The organism is Deinococcus betulae (assembly GCF_020166395.1).
Lineage (GTDB): Bacteria > Deinococcota > Deinococci > Deinococcales > Deinococcaceae > Deinococcus > Deinococcus betulae.
This window is the reverse complement of the sequence record NZ_JAIQXU010000001.1, coordinates 149,281-164,978: the sequence shown is the minus strand read 5'-3', so window position 1 is coordinate 164,978 and position 15,698 is coordinate 149,281. Positions and strand designations below refer to the sequence as shown.

At 68.4% G+C, this 15,698-nt stretch carries 10 protein-coding genes; 2 read left to right on the top strand and 8 right to left on the bottom strand.

What is annotated here, in order from left to right; genetic code table 11:
- Positions 1–96: 96 nt before the first annotated feature.
- The 4 genes from K7W42_RS00755 to K7W42_RS00740 form a co-directional block, all read right to left on the bottom strand.
- Positions 97–891 carry a methylenetetrahydrofolate reductase gene (locus K7W42_RS00755; protein WP_224571483.1) on the bottom strand — a complete coding sequence of 265 codons (795 nt, stop codon included), beginning with the start codon at positions 889–891 and terminating at the stop codon, positions 97–99.
- The gene (metH, locus tag K7W42_RS00750; protein WP_224571482.1) at positions 888–4,667 is read right to left on the bottom strand and encodes a methionine synthase; all 3,780 of its coding nucleotides are present in this window, start codon (positions 4,665–4,667) and stop codon (positions 888–890) included. Before metH ends, K7W42_RS00755 begins: the two co-directional genes overlap by 4 nt.
- Positions 4,668–4,949: 282 nt before the next feature.
- A complete protein-coding gene (locus tag K7W42_RS00745) occupies positions 4,950–5,666 on the bottom strand; it encodes a hypothetical protein (RefSeq protein ID WP_224571481.1) in 717 nt (238 codons plus the stop codon).
- Between the two features lie 777 nt (positions 5,667–6,443).
- Positions 6,444–9,149, bottom strand: coding sequence for a BTAD domain-containing putative transcriptional regulator (locus K7W42_RS00740; protein WP_224571480.1), 2,706 nt, complete (start codon positions 9,147–9,149; stop codon positions 6,444–6,446).
- 176 nt (positions 9,150–9,325) lie between these two features.
- On the opposite strand from K7W42_RS00740, the gene K7W42_RS00735 reads away from it, so the two are divergent.
- Complete coding sequence (locus K7W42_RS00735; protein WP_224571479.1) at positions 9,326–9,523, top strand: hypothetical protein; 198 nt, start codon at positions 9,326–9,328, stop codon at positions 9,521–9,523.
- A gap of 337 nt (positions 9,524–9,860) precedes the next feature.
- Here K7W42_RS00735 and K7W42_RS00730 read toward each other — a convergent pair whose 3' ends face one another.
- The 3 genes from K7W42_RS00730 to K7W42_RS00720 all read right to left on the bottom strand — a co-directional run bounded on the left by K7W42_RS00730 (position 9,861) and on the right by K7W42_RS00720 (position 13,405).
- A complete protein-coding gene (locus tag K7W42_RS00730; RefSeq protein ID WP_224571478.1) occupies positions 9,861–11,348 on the bottom strand; it encodes a class I adenylate-forming enzyme family protein in 1,488 nt (495 codons plus the stop codon).
- Entirely contained in the window at positions 11,345–12,187 is an 843-nt protein-coding gene (locus K7W42_RS00725) for an SDR family NAD(P)-dependent oxidoreductase (protein ID WP_224571477.1), read from the bottom strand. Before K7W42_RS00725 ends, K7W42_RS00730 begins: the two co-directional genes overlap by 4 nt.
- Positions 12,188–12,568: 381 nt before the next feature.
- Complete coding sequence (locus K7W42_RS00720; protein WP_224571476.1) at positions 12,569–13,405, bottom strand: prephenate dehydratase; 837 nt, start codon at positions 13,403–13,405, stop codon at positions 12,569–12,571.
- 65 nt (positions 13,406–13,470) lie between these two features.
- Between K7W42_RS00720 and K7W42_RS00715 the strand changes: the two genes are divergently transcribed.
- Positions 13,471–14,889, top strand: coding sequence for an amidase family protein (locus tag K7W42_RS00715; protein WP_224571475.1), 1,419 nt, complete (start codon positions 13,471–13,473; stop codon positions 14,887–14,889).
- Between the two features lie 36 nt (positions 14,890–14,925).
- Here the strand turns inward: K7W42_RS00715 and K7W42_RS00710 are convergent, their stop codons facing one another.
- Positions 14,926–15,540 (bottom strand): septum site-determining protein MinC, encoded by a 615-nt coding sequence (locus tag K7W42_RS00710; protein WP_224571474.1) that lies wholly within the window; start codon positions 15,538–15,540, stop codon positions 14,926–14,928.
- Positions 15,541–15,698 lie beyond the last annotated feature (158 nt).

The following is a 15,698-nucleotide window of genomic DNA, read 5'->3' as shown; positions in this document are numbered from 1 at the left end:
AGCGTAGACAGAGAGACCTGTCAGGGTGGAGGAGCAACCTCAAAGCAATCCCCGACCACTTCTAGGCCCTTTGCAGAGAGAAGCGCCGTCAGCCCTCTACAGGCTGGCGTTCCAGACGACTTCCTGATGAGGGAGCCGCTCCTGCTGGCCACCCAGCAGACCGCCCAAGTAGTCGAGCACCTTGACCTTTACGGGCATGAAGTAGGCGTGCTGACCGCGTTCACGCGCAAAATGCAGCAGATCGCGGGCAAAGGTGCGGTTACACGCCAGCGTCGGCGTGAAGGAGCGGGGAAAGACTGCGTGGTTGCGGGCCCGCCAGTAGTTGAAGCTCGCCTCAGTGAGAATGCTGGTTGCCCCCCACCAGACTGGCGTGCCGTCCGGTAGCAGGTCACCCCAGGTGTCGGCCACGCGCAGGTCGAAGAAGGGCTGGGTGAAAAACCCGTATGCGCCGGCGTCCAGCTTGCGTTCCAGATAGTTGCGCTCGCGCACGAAAGACTGCCGGTAAGGGTCAAGCCCTGCATAGACCCGCAGGTGCGGCGCCTCACGGCTCAGGCGGCGAATCAGGTCCACAGCGTCCACGTCGTAAACCTTGGCGCTCATGTCCACGGGCGCGTCTCCCGTGACCACCAGCACTTCCTCTATGCCATGCGCTTCCAGCAGGGGCAAGAAGGGCAGCGGCTCGCGCGGGTTGAAATCCACCGCCCGCAGGTGGGGAATAGAAGTCAGGCCCGGCCCCGCAAAGCTGCATCCGGCCCAGGAGCGCAGGGAATAGCGGGTCAGGTCGGGGATATTGACGGTATCCACCTCGCTCAGATGCGCCGTCACCTCCGCCAGTTCTGCCTTCAGCCCCGAGCGGCTGCGCGGCACGAGTTCGACCGAGATGCGGCTCACAGGGAACCGCCTACAGCAGGTCTGAGGGTCACTGGCTCTAAGGGCCGAAGGGGCACGGCTTCCCTTGGCTCTTCCCGCCCTGTGGCCTCTTCAGCGTTGTAGGCGAGGATGGGCCCCAGCCACCGCTCGGTTTCCTGCACGGTCAGCCCTTTGCGGGTGGCGTAGTCCTCCACCTGGTCGCGGCCGATGCGGCCCACGGCAAAATAACGGGCTTCGGGATGGGCAAAATACAGGCCAGAGACGGCGGCCGCAGGGGTCATGGCGCAGGATTCGGTGAGGCGCAGGCCAGCTTCTTCTGCCTTCAGGAGGCGAAACAGGGTGCGCTTCTCGGTGTGATCGGGTTGGGCAGGGTAGCCAGGGGCCGGACGAATGCCCTGATAGCGTTCCCGGATCAGGTCGTCGTTGCCCAGTGTCTCGTCGGGGGCGTAACCCCAGTGGCGGGTCCTTACGTCGCGGTGCAGCTTTTCGGCAAAGGCCTCGGCCAGCCGGTCAGCCACCGCTTTGACCAAGATGGCGCTGTAGTCGTCGTGTTCGGCCTCGAACTGCGCGGCCAATTCCTCGGCGCCGTGAATGGCCACGGCAAATGCCCCGATATGGTCACTAGCCGGCTGGATGAAGTCGGCCAGCGCCGTGTTAGGCGTGGTCTGGTCGCGCTGCTGACGCAGGGTATGCAGATGCACCACCTTGGGCAGCGCCTCGCGTCCGGCGGCGAGTTCGTGCGTGTGCAGGTCGAGCGGTTCGCCCAGAGGCGCGGACGGCGACACCTGCACAGCAATGTCGTCGCCGTCGCGCTCTGCGGGCCACAGCCCGATCACGCCGCGCGCGGTCAGCAACCTTTCGTCTATCACGCGCCGCAGCAGCGCCTGGGCATCGGCAAAGAGGGTGCGGGCCTCGGCGCCGCGCAGGGGGTCGGTCAGGATGTTCGGGTAGATGCCCTTCATTTCCCAGGCGATGAAAAAGGGAGTCCAGTCAATGTAGTCCAGCAGGCCGGACAGAGGCTGTTCGATGACCTGCCGGCCAGGTTCGCGGGGTGCCGGGGCCGGGATGGGGGAGAGTTGCGGTGCTCGGGCGCGGGCGTCTTTCAGGTCAACCAGGCGGACCTGCCGCCCGCCGTGACGCTCACGCAGGGCGTCGTATTCGGTGCGGATGCGCGCCTGCACCCCGGCGGCGTCGGCCAGCAGGTCGGCGGTGGTGGTCACGGCGCGGCTGGCGTCCAGCACATGCACCACGGGGCCGGGGTAGGCCGGGTCAATCTTGACGGCGGTGTGGGCGCGGCTGGTGGTCGCGCCGCCGATCAGCAGCGGCAGGGTCAGCCCGCGCCGGGTCATCTCGCGGGCCACCGTCACCATCTCGTCCAGGCTGGGGGTAATCAGGCCAGACAGCCCAATCACGTCGGCGCCGATGCGTGCGGCCTCGTCCAGAATCTTCTCGGTGGGCACCATTACGCCCAGGTCGGTGACCTGATACCCGTTGCAGGCCAGCACTACACCCACAATGTTCTTGCCGATGTCGTGAACGTCGCCCTTAACGGTGGCCAGCAGCACCCGGCCCTTGCCGCCGCTCTGCTGCTTCTCGGCCTCCATATACGGTGTCAGGTAGGCCACAGCGCGTTTCATCACGCGGGCCGACTTGACCACCTGCGGCAGAAACATCTTGCCGGCTCCGAACAGGTCGCCCACCACGTTCATACCGTCCATCAGCGGCCCTTCAATAACCGCCAGCGGCGAGCCGAGTGCCTGATACGCTTCCTCGGCGTCGGCATCCACAAAGTCGGTGATGCCGGCCACCAGCGCGTGCGTCAGGCGCTCCTGCACGGACAGGTCGCGCCAAGCACTGGCGGCGCCGACCTCTCGCTTGATGCCCTTGTAACGGTCAGCCAGTTCGACCAGGCGCTCGGTGGCGCTGAGGTCACCCGTCTGTGGGCGGCGGGCCAGAATCACGTCCTCCACGGCCTCACGCAGTTCGGGTTCAATGTCCCCGTAAACTGCCAGCATCCCCGCGTTCACGATGCCCATGTCCAGGCCCGCGCGGATGGCGTGGTACAGAAAGACCGCGTGCATCGCCTCGCGCACATGGTTGTTGCCCCGGAAGGCAAACGAGACGTTGGAAATGCCGCCCGACACCAGCGCGCCCGGCAGATTGGCCTTGATCCAGCGCGTGGCCTCGATAAAGTCCAGCGCGTAACGGTCATGTTCCTCAATGCCGGTGGCCACCGTCAGCACGTTGGGGTCGAAAATGATGTCCTGCGGCGGAAAGTCGGCCTGTTCTGTCAGCAGGCGGTAGGCGCGCGAGGTGATCTCGGTGCGCCGGGTCAGATTGTCGGCCTGCCCCTGCTCGTCAAAGGCCATGACCACCGCCGCCGCGCCGTAACGCCGCAGCAGCCGGGCGCGCTCCAGAAACTTCTCTTCACCGTCCTTTAGCGAGATTGAATTCACCACGGCCTTGCCCTGCACCCGCTTGAGGCCCGCTTCCAGAATCTCCCACTTGGAGGAATCCAGCATCAGCGGCACGCGGGAAATATCCGGTTCCCCGGCCAGGAGGTTCAGGAACTGCACCATTGCGGCTTCGCCGTCCAGCATGCCCTCGTCAAAATTCACGTCCACCAGCTGCGCGCCGTTTTCGACCTGCTGGCGGGCAATTTTCAGGCCGGCCTCGTAATCGCCGGCCAGAATGGCTTTGGCAAACTTGGGGCTGCCTGTGACGTTGGTGCGCTCGCCCACGTTCACGAAATTCAGTTCTGGAGTGACCGTCAGCGCCTCCAGGCCGCTCAGGCGCAGCTGGGTGGGCAGGCGGGGGGCAGTCCGCGGGGCAATGTCCCGCATGGCCTCGGCAATCGCGCGGATGTGGTCGGGCGTGGTGCCGCAGCAGCCCCCCACGATATTCACCAGACCTTCTCGGGCAAAGTCGGCCAGCACAGCGGCAGTGTAGTCGGGGGTTTCGTCGTACTCGCCAAAGGCGTTGGGCAGGCCCGCATTGGGATGAACCGACACCAGGGCCTCGGTGCTGCTGGCGATGTCCCGCAGGTGGGGGCGCAGCAGGTCGGCCCCCAGCGCGCAGTTCAGGCCCAGGCTGAACAGGTGAGCGTGGGAGGTGCTGATGGCAAACGCTTCGGGGGTCTGCCCGCTCAGCGTGCGCCCTGAGGCGTCGGTGATGGTGCCGGACAGCATGACCGGCAGGGTCTTGCCGGTGCGGGCAAAGGCTTCCTCGCAGGCGTACAGCGCCGCTTTGGCATTCAGGGTATCGAACACCGTTTCTAGCAGCAGCAGGTCGGCGCCGCCCTCGATCAGGCCCTCGGCCGCCTCGGCGTACGCGGCCACGAGGTCGTCAAAGGTGACGTTGCGGAACTCAGGGCGCTCCACATCCGGCGAGAGGGTGGCGGTGCGGTTCGTGGGGCCGATGCTGCCGGCCACCCAGCGGGGGCGGCCGTCGCGTGCCGTGAATTCGTCGGCCACCTCGCGGGCCAGCCGGGCACCCGCCACATTCATGGCGCGGGCGTGCGCTTCCGTGCCGTAATCTGCCTGGCTGATGGTCGTGGAATTGAAGGTGTTGGTGCTGGCGATATCCGCCCCGGCCTCGAAGTAGGCGCGGTGAACGCCGCGAATCACGTCCGGGCGGGTGAGTTGCAGCAGGTCGAAATTGCCCCGGTACATCCGCAGGGGGTCGGCGTCAGGCAGGCGAAAGTCGGCTTCAGTCAGGCCGGCGCGCTGCAGCTGGGTGCCCCAGGCGCCGTCCAGAATCAAAATACGTCGGTGCGCCTCGGCGCGAATGTCCGTCACGTCGTGAACCTCTTGCAGACTGGGCTGGCCACCAGGGCCGCCACATCAAGCGTTGAGCGCGGGAGCGCCGTTAGAGCGGGCCATCGTTGCCGTTCGCGCTATCGTCAGCGCGCGGGGGCGGCACTTTCCTGAGGGCACCGTGCCGCAATGGGGGCCGGTTGCCACGCCGGTATGGGCAGGAAAAACCCCTGTCGGCGATTCTTGATGACCACGCCGGTTGGGCGCGGTAAGGCCCAGCATAGCGCAGAGGTGGGGGCGGCAGGTCGGGCGGGGTGGACAGGTTCAGCGGGGCAGGATGGTGGGCGCGGCAGGCGGATTTAAGCGCCACTCAAAGCGGGCGACAAAAATGCCGCAGGCATCCTTGCGCTGGGCGTAAAGGAAGCGCACGTCTATCCAGTGCTGAATGTAGGCGGCGTCCTCGCGCACGAATTCGTCGGTGTCGCCGCAGCCGGGGCGGTCGGGGATGGTGTACACCCGTCGGCTGAGCGTTTGACTTGCCCAGTCATAGACCGAGAGGGTGATGTCTTTCAGGGTGGAGTGGGCAGAGTGCTGTGGGCTGGAATTGATAACCACGCTCCGCTCATCCCGGAACGCCGTGAAGCTGTCGGCGTACCAGAGCCGCTCGCCTGTCCTGAGATTCAGTCCCAGACTGACGTGGGTTCCAAACTCCCATCCCTCCATGACGTCAAGCCACAGGACGCCCGGTTCCAGGCCCCAGTCGGTGCCTTGTACGGGCCAGGGGCCGATATTTCCATCCAGGGTTTTGCCCCACAGTCGCCTGCCACCAGGGCCTGTAAGGGTGACTCGGAGCTTTTTGAAGAACTCGGAGTTCCGCAGCTCGGTGATGGTCAGACAACCGCTGGAAAGTGGCTGCGTGACCATCAGCAAGTGACGTTTGGGCACCGTCTCCAGGGAACAGCCGGCCTTAGCCGTGAATCCTTCTGCTGGGGCCAGACTGCTGAGCAGAAGCGCCATACCAGCTTTCAGGAGAATGTGCATGGACGCATAGTGTAAGGCTGTTAACACAGGAGCATCCGCCAAAAGGTGGGATTATACGGATTCCGGGGAATGCACCGTCTGCGCTTCCATATCGCGAAATCCGCATCTGTTCCTGCTCGCTCTGCTGCGCAGCTTTGCAAGTCCGCTCGGATTCCACCCGGCTTCTGCTCGATTCAGTCGGAGTCCGTATCAGGCGGTCTCAGCACGAAAGAGTGCCAGGCCGCAGGCAACGCCGTCTACACGAAGTACCGTATTGCCGTGTCAACCGCTTATGGCTGGGACGAAGAGTCCACAGCAGGCCACAGGCCGCCTGTGGAGCACAAATGTGTCTGACTCACGCAGGAAGAAGCCCTATGCTGTGCTCTGTTATGCCCCGTCTTTCGAACACACAACGCAAAGGGTTTCTCTTTCTCGCGGGGGCCTTCGTCATTAATCTGTTCAGCGCCGCACTCACAGGCCACCCGTTCGGGGTGCAAAAGAAAAAAGACGAACCGAAAGCGCCATAAGATCAGAGAAAACGCCCCTACATTGCCCTAAGGCAAGGTAGGGGCGCTGTGCGCTTCTAGCAGTTCTGGGGGTCACTGGGCAGCAGGCGGCCGGGCTGGAAATGCCCCTACGGTAGCGCTGACTTAAATGAATAAAGCCCCCGCCATTAAGCGCAGAGTGGCACCTTCAAGACCCGGATGCCCCTCGCCATCCGCCCGAAGGTGGAGGTTGCTGATTTTCTTCAGAAAACAGGTCGGGCTTTAGCGGTCGGTAGGTCTTATCCCCAGCGCTCTACGCCTCTTGCGCCAGGCCCACGGCGGCCAGCACGGGCCGCAGCACATCCCATCCTTCATCGCCCTGCTGGGGCAGCAGCGTCTGAGCCTCGGCGGCCAGCGTCCGGGCGGTGTCGGGGTCGCCGCCGTCCAGGGCCAGGGCCGCCTGCTCGGCCACAATCAGGCCGCGAATAGACCCGGCGTTCAGGGTGCGGGCGCAGATGTCGGCGTCAGTCAGGGCAGCGCTGGCGGCGGGCCACTGGCCCAGGCGGCGCAGGCTGGCCCCGTAGCGCCACAGGCTCAGCACCCGGCCACGGGTGGGGCTGCTGGTGGGCAACGCCTGAACAGACGCCAGATAATGCTGCGCGGCCTGGTCAAACTGACCGGTCTGAAAGTGGCTGTAGCCCAGCCAGTACAGAATGTTCGATTCCCGCACCGGGTTGACCCCGCGCGTCAGCGCCAGCGCTTCTCCCAGCGCCCCCTCGGCCTCGGGCCAGCGGTCCAGGCAGGCCAGCGCCGCGCCGCTTTCAAGCAGCAGCGCCGAACGGTTGTCCGCGCCTAAGTACGCCCCCCAGCGGGTCAGAGCGCCCTGGGCCGTGGCGATGGCCCCGGCATAGTCGTCGTCTTCGGTGCAGCACTTGGCGGCGCGCACCGCGTGCTCGGCGTGCAGGGCCGGGTCGTTCAGGTCGGCGGCAATGGCCTGCATGGCGGCCAGAGCCGCGCGGCGGGTGGCTGAATCGTCCAGGTGGCGGCACAGGTCGCTGCGCTCGGCGTGGAGGGCAAAGGCGTCGTTCGGGGGGGGAGAACAGGCCAGGGCGCGGGCAGACAGTTCCAGGGCGTCGGCGTGGGCATACAGGCGCGCGGCGTCCAGGGCGGCGGCGTGCCAGTGGGGCCAGGCCAGGGCGGCCTCGCCGGCCAGTTCATAGTGGCGGGCCAGGGCAGCGGGCGGCGTTCCGGCGGCGGCCAGTCGTGCCAGGCGGCCATGGAGAAAGCGGGCGCGTGGCTGCCCCAGGGTCGCGGTCAGGACCCGGCGGTAAAGGTGGTGCCCAAAGCGGTATACCGGCCCTTCCGGGACGATCAGGCGTGAGGTTTCGGCGCCCTCCAGGGCGTCGAGCGCGGCCCCCTCGCCCAGGTCGCAGGCGGCGGCCACCAGCGCCGCCGAGAAGGTTTCGCCCCACAGTGCCCCAGCGTGCAGCAGGCGGCGGGTGTGCTCCCCCAGGCGGTCCAGGCGCTGAGAAATGGCCGCCGTGACGCTGGGCGGCACCGGGACCTCGGCGTAATTCACCGTGGAGGCGTCAAAGGGCGTGTGCCAGCGCCCACCGCGCTCGGTCAGCAGGCCGCGCTCGCGCAGGTCCCGCAGCGTTTCAAGCAGAAACAGGGGGTGCCCGGCTGTGGCCTCGTACAGCCGCCGGCTGAACAGGGGCGCGGGGGCCCCTGACAGCGCCTGGATCAGGGTGCCGACCTCGGCCTCGTTCAGCTCGTTCAGGGTCAGGCGAGGCGGGTTCAGGCGGGCCAGCACCTCCAGCAGTTCGGGTCTGGCGTTCAGTTCTGCGGGCCGGGCCGTCAGCCACAGGCGGGGCGCGCCTCTGTGCAGGGCCAGGAAGGCGGCTTCCAGGGTGCTGGGGTCCAGCCAGTGCAGGTCGTCCAGAATCAGGGTGCGCCCGCCGCACAGGCTGACCAGCGCCTGGGCCAGGGCGTCCAGCAGCGCGGCGCGGTCGGGGGGTGGGGCCGTGCCGGGGGGCGCCAGCGCGGCGCTGAGCAGAGGCCACAAGCGCGGTGGGCAGTGGTGGATGGCCCCGGCGCGCAGCACGTCCAGCAGCGCGCCGTAGGGCAGTGGGGTCAGTTCCGGCACGCCCCGGATCAGCAGCGCCTCACCTGCCGCTTCGGTCACCAGGCGCGTCTTGCCCAGGCCCGCTTCGCCCAGAACCAGGGTCAGGCGGTTCTCGTGCAGGGCGCGGCAGTCCTGCGCGCGGCCCACCAGCGGCGCGGCCGGGGGGCTGGGCACCGTCACGGGACCGGCCAGCAGCGCCTCCACCTGCGCCCGCAGCGCCTGGGTGGCGGGCAGCGGCGTTCCCCCCAGCTCCTGCGTCAGGTGCCGTTCTAGCGTGCGGTAGGCGTCCAGGGCGTCTTCCGGCTGCCCCAGCGCCAGGCAGGCGTCCATGAGGGCGCGCACGCTGCGTTCGCGCAGGGGGTCCAGCCCCAGGGCGCGGCGGTGGGTGGCGGCGGCTCCGGCCCACGCCCCGGCCCGGCTCTGCGCCGCCGCGTGGCCGTCCAGGGCGCGCAGCTGCGCCTCAAAGGTAGCCTGGGCCGTGACTGCGTGCCAGTCGTCAAAAGCTGCCGCACCGGGCACGCTCAGATGGTCCAGAAAGCGGCCCCCTGCCAGGGCGGCGGCGCGGGCCAGGTCACCTCCGGCCAGCGCTTCTTGCAAGGTCAGCGCGTCTACCTGCACGCCCGGCCTCAGCCCCAGCGCGCCTCCCGAGAGGGCCAGCCACGCCCCAGCCGGCGAGGCCCGCAGGCGGTGAACCTGGACCCGCAGGTTGCGCCGCGCGGCCCCCGCGTCCTGGTCGGTCCACAGCAGGTCGGCCAGCACCTCGCGCGGCGTCTGGCCCTCTATGGCCAGATACACCAGCAGCGCTATGCTCTTGCCGGTAACGTCCAGCACCTGTCCGGCCAGCATGACCTGGGGCACACCCAGGGTGTGCAGGCACAGGGGCTCGGCGGTCATGGGTCAGTCTAAACACTCTGAAGGCAGAATCCAGAACAGTCGGGGGGCAAACGCCCCCGAAATGAGTGACCCAACGAAACAGCGGCGTTTACAGCATGGCGAGGTGCACTTGGCCTCAGGGTGGCATGGGCATCTGCAACGCCCCCGCAACGCCCCGTCCCTTAGCCTGACCCACCATGAGGCGCGACGACGATCTTTCCCCCCACGAGGAGTACCAGCTCCGCATCGAGCGCCTGGTCGGCGGTGGGCAGCGCCTGGGCCTGCGGGAAGTCCGCGCCGGGCAGCAGACCGCTCCCTGGCTGGAATTTCAGGACACTGACGCCCTGCTGCGCCACCTCTGGACCCTGGTCGAGCCGACTCCTGGCCTGAAGTAAACCGGATTCCGATTCCATCGGTTGCGAAAATAATTGAATCCCAGCGAACTGACAAAGCGGCTCAGCACGCTCGAAGAGCTTTGCAGAAAGGTAACAAGCGGACCGACAGGCGTGGAGTTGATACGTCGGTTCTGTTGTGATGTGTTGGCGGGCCAGATGGAATCCGTGTAGCCGGCCGCTGACACCTGCACAAGCATGAGAGCAGGAGCACAAACAGGTCTACCGGCAGGGTCGGCACTCTACGGTGAATCGCAGCCGAAGGGTCAGCGGAGCGCAAACAAGCCTGCTGAGGCAAGAGCAAGTGCCTGCGCTACGCGCTGTTCGGCAAGCTTTGAACTTAGTGTCCCGGACACAGCTCATGCTCCGTCAGCCCGGCCGGTTCTTCCTGGTTCAGCCAAGCTTTGAGGACTGTACGGGCCACCTTGCCGCTGGGTGTCAGGGGCAGTTCGGGCACCACAGTCAACGGGGCAGGGCGCAGGCGCCAGGGCAACCGCGCGGCCAGGGCCGCCTGAAGCCTGGCCGCTGAAACCCCCGGTTCAAGCTCCACGAACGCGGCGGGCCGCTGGCCGTACTCGGCACACGCCACTGGAAAGACCGCGCAGGCCCGCACGCCGGGGAGCCCCAGCAGGGCGGCCTCTAGCTGTGCAGGCCAGATGTTCTCGCCGCCAATGACCATCAGGTCGTCGGCCCGCCCCACCAGATGCAGGCGGCCCGCACCGTCCAGCGAACCCAGGTCGCCGGTGTTCAGCCACTGTCGCGTCAGCAGTCCGCTCACCTGCAGTTGGCCGTCCGCCGCGCGGCGCACCCGTACGCCGGGCAATGGGCGGCCCACGCTGTCTGGCACGGCGCACAGATCGTCTGGCGTGGCCAGCGAAATCAGGCCCGTTTCGGTGCTGCCGTACAGATTGTGCAGCGCGGGGCCCAGTCGCGCCTGGGTGCGCCTGGCCAGCGCCGGGTCCAGCGGTGCCGAGCCGCAGACGACCGTGCGGAGGCTGGGTGCCGACCCTGGCGCGTCCATCAGGCGGCGCAGCAGGGTGGGCACGAGCACCAGTATCTGTGTGCCCTGGCGCGTCATGACCGCCCACAACTCGGCGGCGGGTGTGCCCCGGCACAGGTGCAGCCGCGTGCCCAGCGCCAGGCACAGGGCCAGGGTGGCCAGCCCATGCCCGTGCCATAGAGGCAGCGGCAGCAGAACTGGCGCGTCCTGGTGGGGCCGCAGCGCCGCCAGCAGGGCCAGCATCAGACGCCCGGCCGCCAGTGGTTTCACGCGGCGGGTAACCGGACGCGGCTCGCCAGTGGTGCCTGAAGTGAGCAGGACCAGGCGCCCAGCGCGGGGCCAGCCTGGCCCGAACCTTTGAGCGGGGCTCCGGTGCAGGGACAGACACGGCACGCCCAGACCAGCCAGGCCCGGATCATCGGTGAGGAGGGCCTGTACGTTTAGTCGGGCCAGCAGGCATGCGGTGGCGCTCTCATCCTGTCCAGGCGGCAGCAGCACCACCCGCAGCCCCAGGCGCAGGCCCGCCATCAGCGCGGCCACGAAAGGCAAGCCGTCCCCCGCTGGCAGTGCCACCACGGTCCCAGGCGGCGTGTATGGGCGCAGGCAGGCTGCCACATGGTCTGCGCGGGCCTGTAACTCGGCAAAGGTCATGCTCTCATGGCCGCCGGAGAGGGCCATTCGCGCTGGGGTCCGCTGGGCATGCCAGGCGACCAGAGCGTACAGGGTGGGGCCGTGCCGCGCGACCTGCCACAGCAATCCGGCGGCGGCTGGCAACGGGGCCGGCGCCAGCACGCCGGTTGCTTTCAGGGCGGCCCACGCGGCCCTCACGGCCGGGTCTCCCAGCGGCGTTCGAGCCGTTCTAGGGCGCGCAAACCGCGTCCCAATGCAGCTGGTGCCAGCAGGCTGGCCAGTTCGGCGCCGCGCAGCCACCACGGGGCCACCCGCACCACCGGGCGCACCAGGGGAAAGAGCACGGCCTGGGCCGCCTCGTCGTCGCTCAGGGCCGGCAGGCAGCGGTACAGGCGCGTCGGGGCGCTCATGGGGGTGCGCACAAGAGGGAGGTAGACGCTGGCCACATGCACGCCCGGCCACTCGGCAGCGGCGGCCTGAAGCCACAGGTCAAAGCCCGCCTTGCTCCCCTGATATGCCCCCCAGCGCGGCGCCCCTATATGCCGCGCCGACACGCTGGAGACATTGATGAGCACGCTGCCCCTGGCCAGCGCCGGGCGCAGCGCCAGCAGCAGCGCCGCTGGGCCGCTGAAATTGACCCCCAACAGCCGGGGCAGGTCTGCTTTTGGCGCGCCGTCCTGGGCCCGCCGCCGTACCGAGCGCCCCGCGTTGCTGACCACTGCGTCTAGCTGGGGGTGGTCGGCCAGGATGGCGCGGGCCACGGCTTCCACTTGCGCGGGGTCGCCCAGGTCGGCGGGGTAGACCTGCGCCTGTCCACCAGCGGCCCGAATCTGCGCCGCCACGGCCTCCAGCCTGTCCGGGCGCCGGGCCAGCATCAGCGTGGTGGCGCCGGCTTGCCCCAGCTGCCGCGCCGCCGCTGCGCCAATCCCCGACGAGGCACCCGTCACCAGCACAGTGCGCCCGGCGGCCACGTTCCGCAGCGCTGCCGGGTCGCGGCAGGCGGGGGGCGAGAGCAGAAGGCGAGACAGGCGCGGCATCACTTCATGGTGCCACGGGCGCGGCAAAAAGCGGCCTAAGTTGAGCGTGCAGGCCTTGTTCGCCCTCAATTCAGCAAAGGGCCTGCGATGGGTCCCAGGTCGCCTCGCGTCTGGCACTCTGGTGACAGACAGGGGCCAATCAAGACGCATCCCGAGCACCGCCGTCTGAACTTCGCCTAAGCCCTGCTTACCGCTGGCCCAACCACCATCCAGCAGGAGGTCACCTGAAGCAGGTCCTCTACCTGCCACCCTTCAGGGCCATGTCGTTCAAGGCGGGCTGAACGTCAGTGGCCTGCCTGTCTGACAAGGCAGCGCCTAACGCCGTGTCTGGCAGGGCTGTTTCGAGCAGGAGGCTGGGCGCGCCTTCAGGCCAGGCGTCTTTCACTCCACCGTGCCCTGTGCGGCCGGGTACGAGCCGATAATTTTGGCGTAACTGGCCTTACGCAGCACCCCGGCCAGCGCCTGCGCCACCTGCGGGTCGTGGGCGCTGCCCTCAATATCCACGTACATCAGGTAGCTCCAGGCGCGGTCGCGGCGCGGGCGGCTCTCGATGCGCGACAGGTTCAGGCCGCGCAGTTCATTCAGGGTCTCGACCAGAAAGCCGGGCGTGTGGCGCACAGCGAAGACCAGGCTGGTCTTGTGGGGCGCGTCGCTGGGCGCGGGTTCCTGACGCGACAGCACCATGAAACGGGTGTAGTTAAAGGGCTCGTCCTCGATTTGGCGGGCCAGAATATTCAGGCCGTACAGCTCGGCCGCCCGCGCACTGGCGATGGCGGCCAGGTCGCGCTCGCCGCTGCTGGCCAGATTCCGGGCGCTGCCGGCAGTGTCGTGGGCTGCCACAGGTTGCCAGCCGTACTGCCGAATCAGCTGGGTGCACTGGTCCAGGGCGGGCTGCTGACTGGCCACCCGGCGAATCTCCTCCAGGGCCACGCCGGGCAGCGCCATCAGGCAGTGCGACACGCGCACGACCACCTCGCCGACCACATGCAGGTCGGTTTCACTGAGCAGGTCAATGCTCTGGTGGATGGCGCCCATCAGGCTGTTTTCCACAGGCAGCACGCCGCAGGCGGCCTCGCCGCTTTCCACGGCGCGCGCCACCTCATGAAAGGTGGGGTAACCGCGCGTCTCGGCAGCGCCGGGGACGGCATGCAGCGCGGCAATCTCGCCGTAAGAACCGGGGTTGCCCTGAAAGGCGGTGGGAGCGGGCGCGGCAGTCATGCCCGCCACGCTAGCGCAGCGGCCTGTGCCCGCCAGCGGCCGCGCATAGACGTATCGTGAGGGCCGTGACCCCTACCATCCCTGACCCGATTCTGGACCTGGACGCCGTGACGCTGGCTGCTGCTACCCGCCGGGGTGACCTGACCTGCGCCGAGGTGGCGCGGCTGTACCTCTCCCGTCTGAATGCCCACAACCCACGCCTGCGTGCCGTGATTGCCGTAAACCCACAGGCCCAGGCCGACGCCGACGCCCTGGACCGTCTACCTGCCGGGCGGCGCGGCGCGCTGCATGGGGTGCCGGTGCTGGTCAAGGACAATATCGACGTGGCGGGCCTGCCCACCACGGCCGGCAGCGCCCTGATGCGCGGGCATATGCCGGCCACCGACGCCCCGCTGGTGGCCCGGCTGCGCGCGGCGGGCGCTGTGATTCTGGGCAAGGCCAACCTGACGGAGTGGGCCAATTTCATGACCCTGGGCATGCCCAACGGCTATTCCAGCGCCGGCGGGCAGGCCGTCAACCCTTGGGGCGCGGGCCTGGACACCGGCGGCAGCAGCGCCGGCAGCGGCGTGGCGGTGGCGGCCCGCCTGTGCGTGGCGGCGATTGGCACCGAAACCAGTGGCAGCATCGTCAGTCCGGCGCACCAGAACGGCGTCATCGGTCTGAAGCCCACCCTGGGGTTAATCCCGCGCACCGGCGTCGTGCCCATCAGCCACAGTCAGGACACGGCTGGCCCCCTCACGCGCAGTGTGCGCGACGCCGCGCTGCTGCTCTCCGTGATGGCCGGTCCCGACGACCGTGACGAGGCCACGCGCCGCCTGCCTGTGCCCGACCTGGCCCTGACCGAAGGCGCACTGGACGGCGCGGCCATCGGCATCCTGCGCGACGAGGACAGCCTCAGCGAGTCAGAAACGCAGGCGCTCGACAGGGCGGTGCAGACCATGCGCGCGGCGGGCGCCACCCTGCACGACCTGAAGTTCCCCACCCGCACCGACCTGAAGGCGGTGGGTGTGGGCATGGAGGTGCTGGAATACGAGTTCAAGGGCGACCTGAACGCCTACCTGGCGGGCGTGACCAGCGGGCCGCGCAGCCTGGCCGAGGTGATCGAGGCCGGGGGCCGCGACCCCGAAACGCTGCTGCGCTACGGCCAGACCCTGCTGCACGCCGCCCAGGCCACACGCGGCGACGGCAGCGAGGCCGCCTACCGCCTGGCGCGCGCACGCGACCTGACCCTGACCCGCACGCGCGGGTTTGACGCCCTGTTCGCGCAGGGCCTGGACCTGGTGGTTTTTCCCGGCATTCGCGGCTATCACCTGGCGGCAAAGGCGGGGTACCCCAGCCTGGCCCTGCCGGTGCCTGCCCAGAACGGCGCCCAGCCCGGCGGCATCCTGCTGGTGGCCCCTGCGGGCGCCGACGCGCCCCTGCTGGCCCACGCCGCGCACCTGAACCGCCTGCTGGGCGGCGTGCAGTTTCCGGCCGGGGTGTAAGAACGCGGGGTACGGGACAAGCCCGCGTCCCACGCCCTATTTCTGCACGTCAATCTGAATAACGCCGTCTTGCAAGCGGGCAATCTCGGCCAGGGGCTGATCGTCGCGGTGGCGCATGTTGCTCAGGCTGCTGCCCTCGGGCGCGCGGGCCACGGCGTCGCCAATGCGGATCTGGGCGCTGGCAATCGGCCGCGCCCACACGATGGCGTCGCCGTTGCCTCCGGTGCCCGCGTGGGCCAGGCCGCGCAGGGCGCCCACCACGATCACGTCGCCGCCTGCCAGAATTTCGGCGCCTGGATTCACGTCGCCCAGCACAATCACGCTGCCGGGATACGTCTCACGGAAGCCGGCGCGCAGCGTGTGGGGCACAATCTGGGTGCGGGCTGGGCCTGGCGTGGCGGGGGCGTCACTCTGGGCCGGAGCCGGCACGCTCACGCGCGGGGCGCGCACCCGGCCCGGCGTGCCGCCCGCCGCCCGAATGGCCTGCAGGGCGGCGTCCAGGGCGTCTGGGTCGGCGTCACCCTGAATCTCGACCGTGACGTGGCTGGCCAGCAGGTCGGCACGCACGCCCAGCGCCTCGGTCACCGCCGGGCCGGTATCGCCGGGTTCCAGCAAGAGGTTGAGCCCGCCCAGAGTGCCGCGCAATTTCATGAGGCCAATCTAGCGCGGGCTCTCATGGGCTGTACCGGCTGACCTGGCTGGAAGGAGCCAACGAGGCCGTCTTAAATGCACTTTGACCGCGTCCAACACAGGTCCTGATTGACGGTAGGCAAGGGGTGGCGAGGGGCCTTTCACTGTGCGCCTCTGCC

Coding starts and splice junctions, on each gene's coding strand:
- K7W42_RS00745 (WP_224571481.1), bottom strand. CDS start 5,666: ATGCACATTCTCCTGAAAGCTGGTATGGCGCTTCTGCTCAGCAGTCTG.
- K7W42_RS00740 (WP_224571480.1), bottom strand. CDS start 9,149: ATGACCGCCGAGCCCCTGTGCCTGCACACCCTGGGTGTGCCCCAGGTC.
- K7W42_RS00725 (WP_224571477.1), bottom strand. CDS start 12,187: ATGCCGCGCCTGTCTCGCCTTCTGCTCTCGCCCCCCGCCTGCCGCGAC.
- K7W42_RS00710 (WP_224571474.1), bottom strand. CDS start 15,540: ATGAAATTGCGCGGCACTCTGGGCGGGCTCAACCTCTTGCTGGAACCC.
- K7W42_RS00720 (WP_224571476.1), bottom strand. CDS start 13,405: ATGACTGCCGCGCCCGCTCCCACCGCCTTTCAGGGCAACCCCGGTTCT.
- K7W42_RS00735 (WP_224571479.1), top strand. CDS start 9,326: ATGAGGCGCGACGACGATCTTTCCCCCCACGAGGAGTACCAGCTCCGC.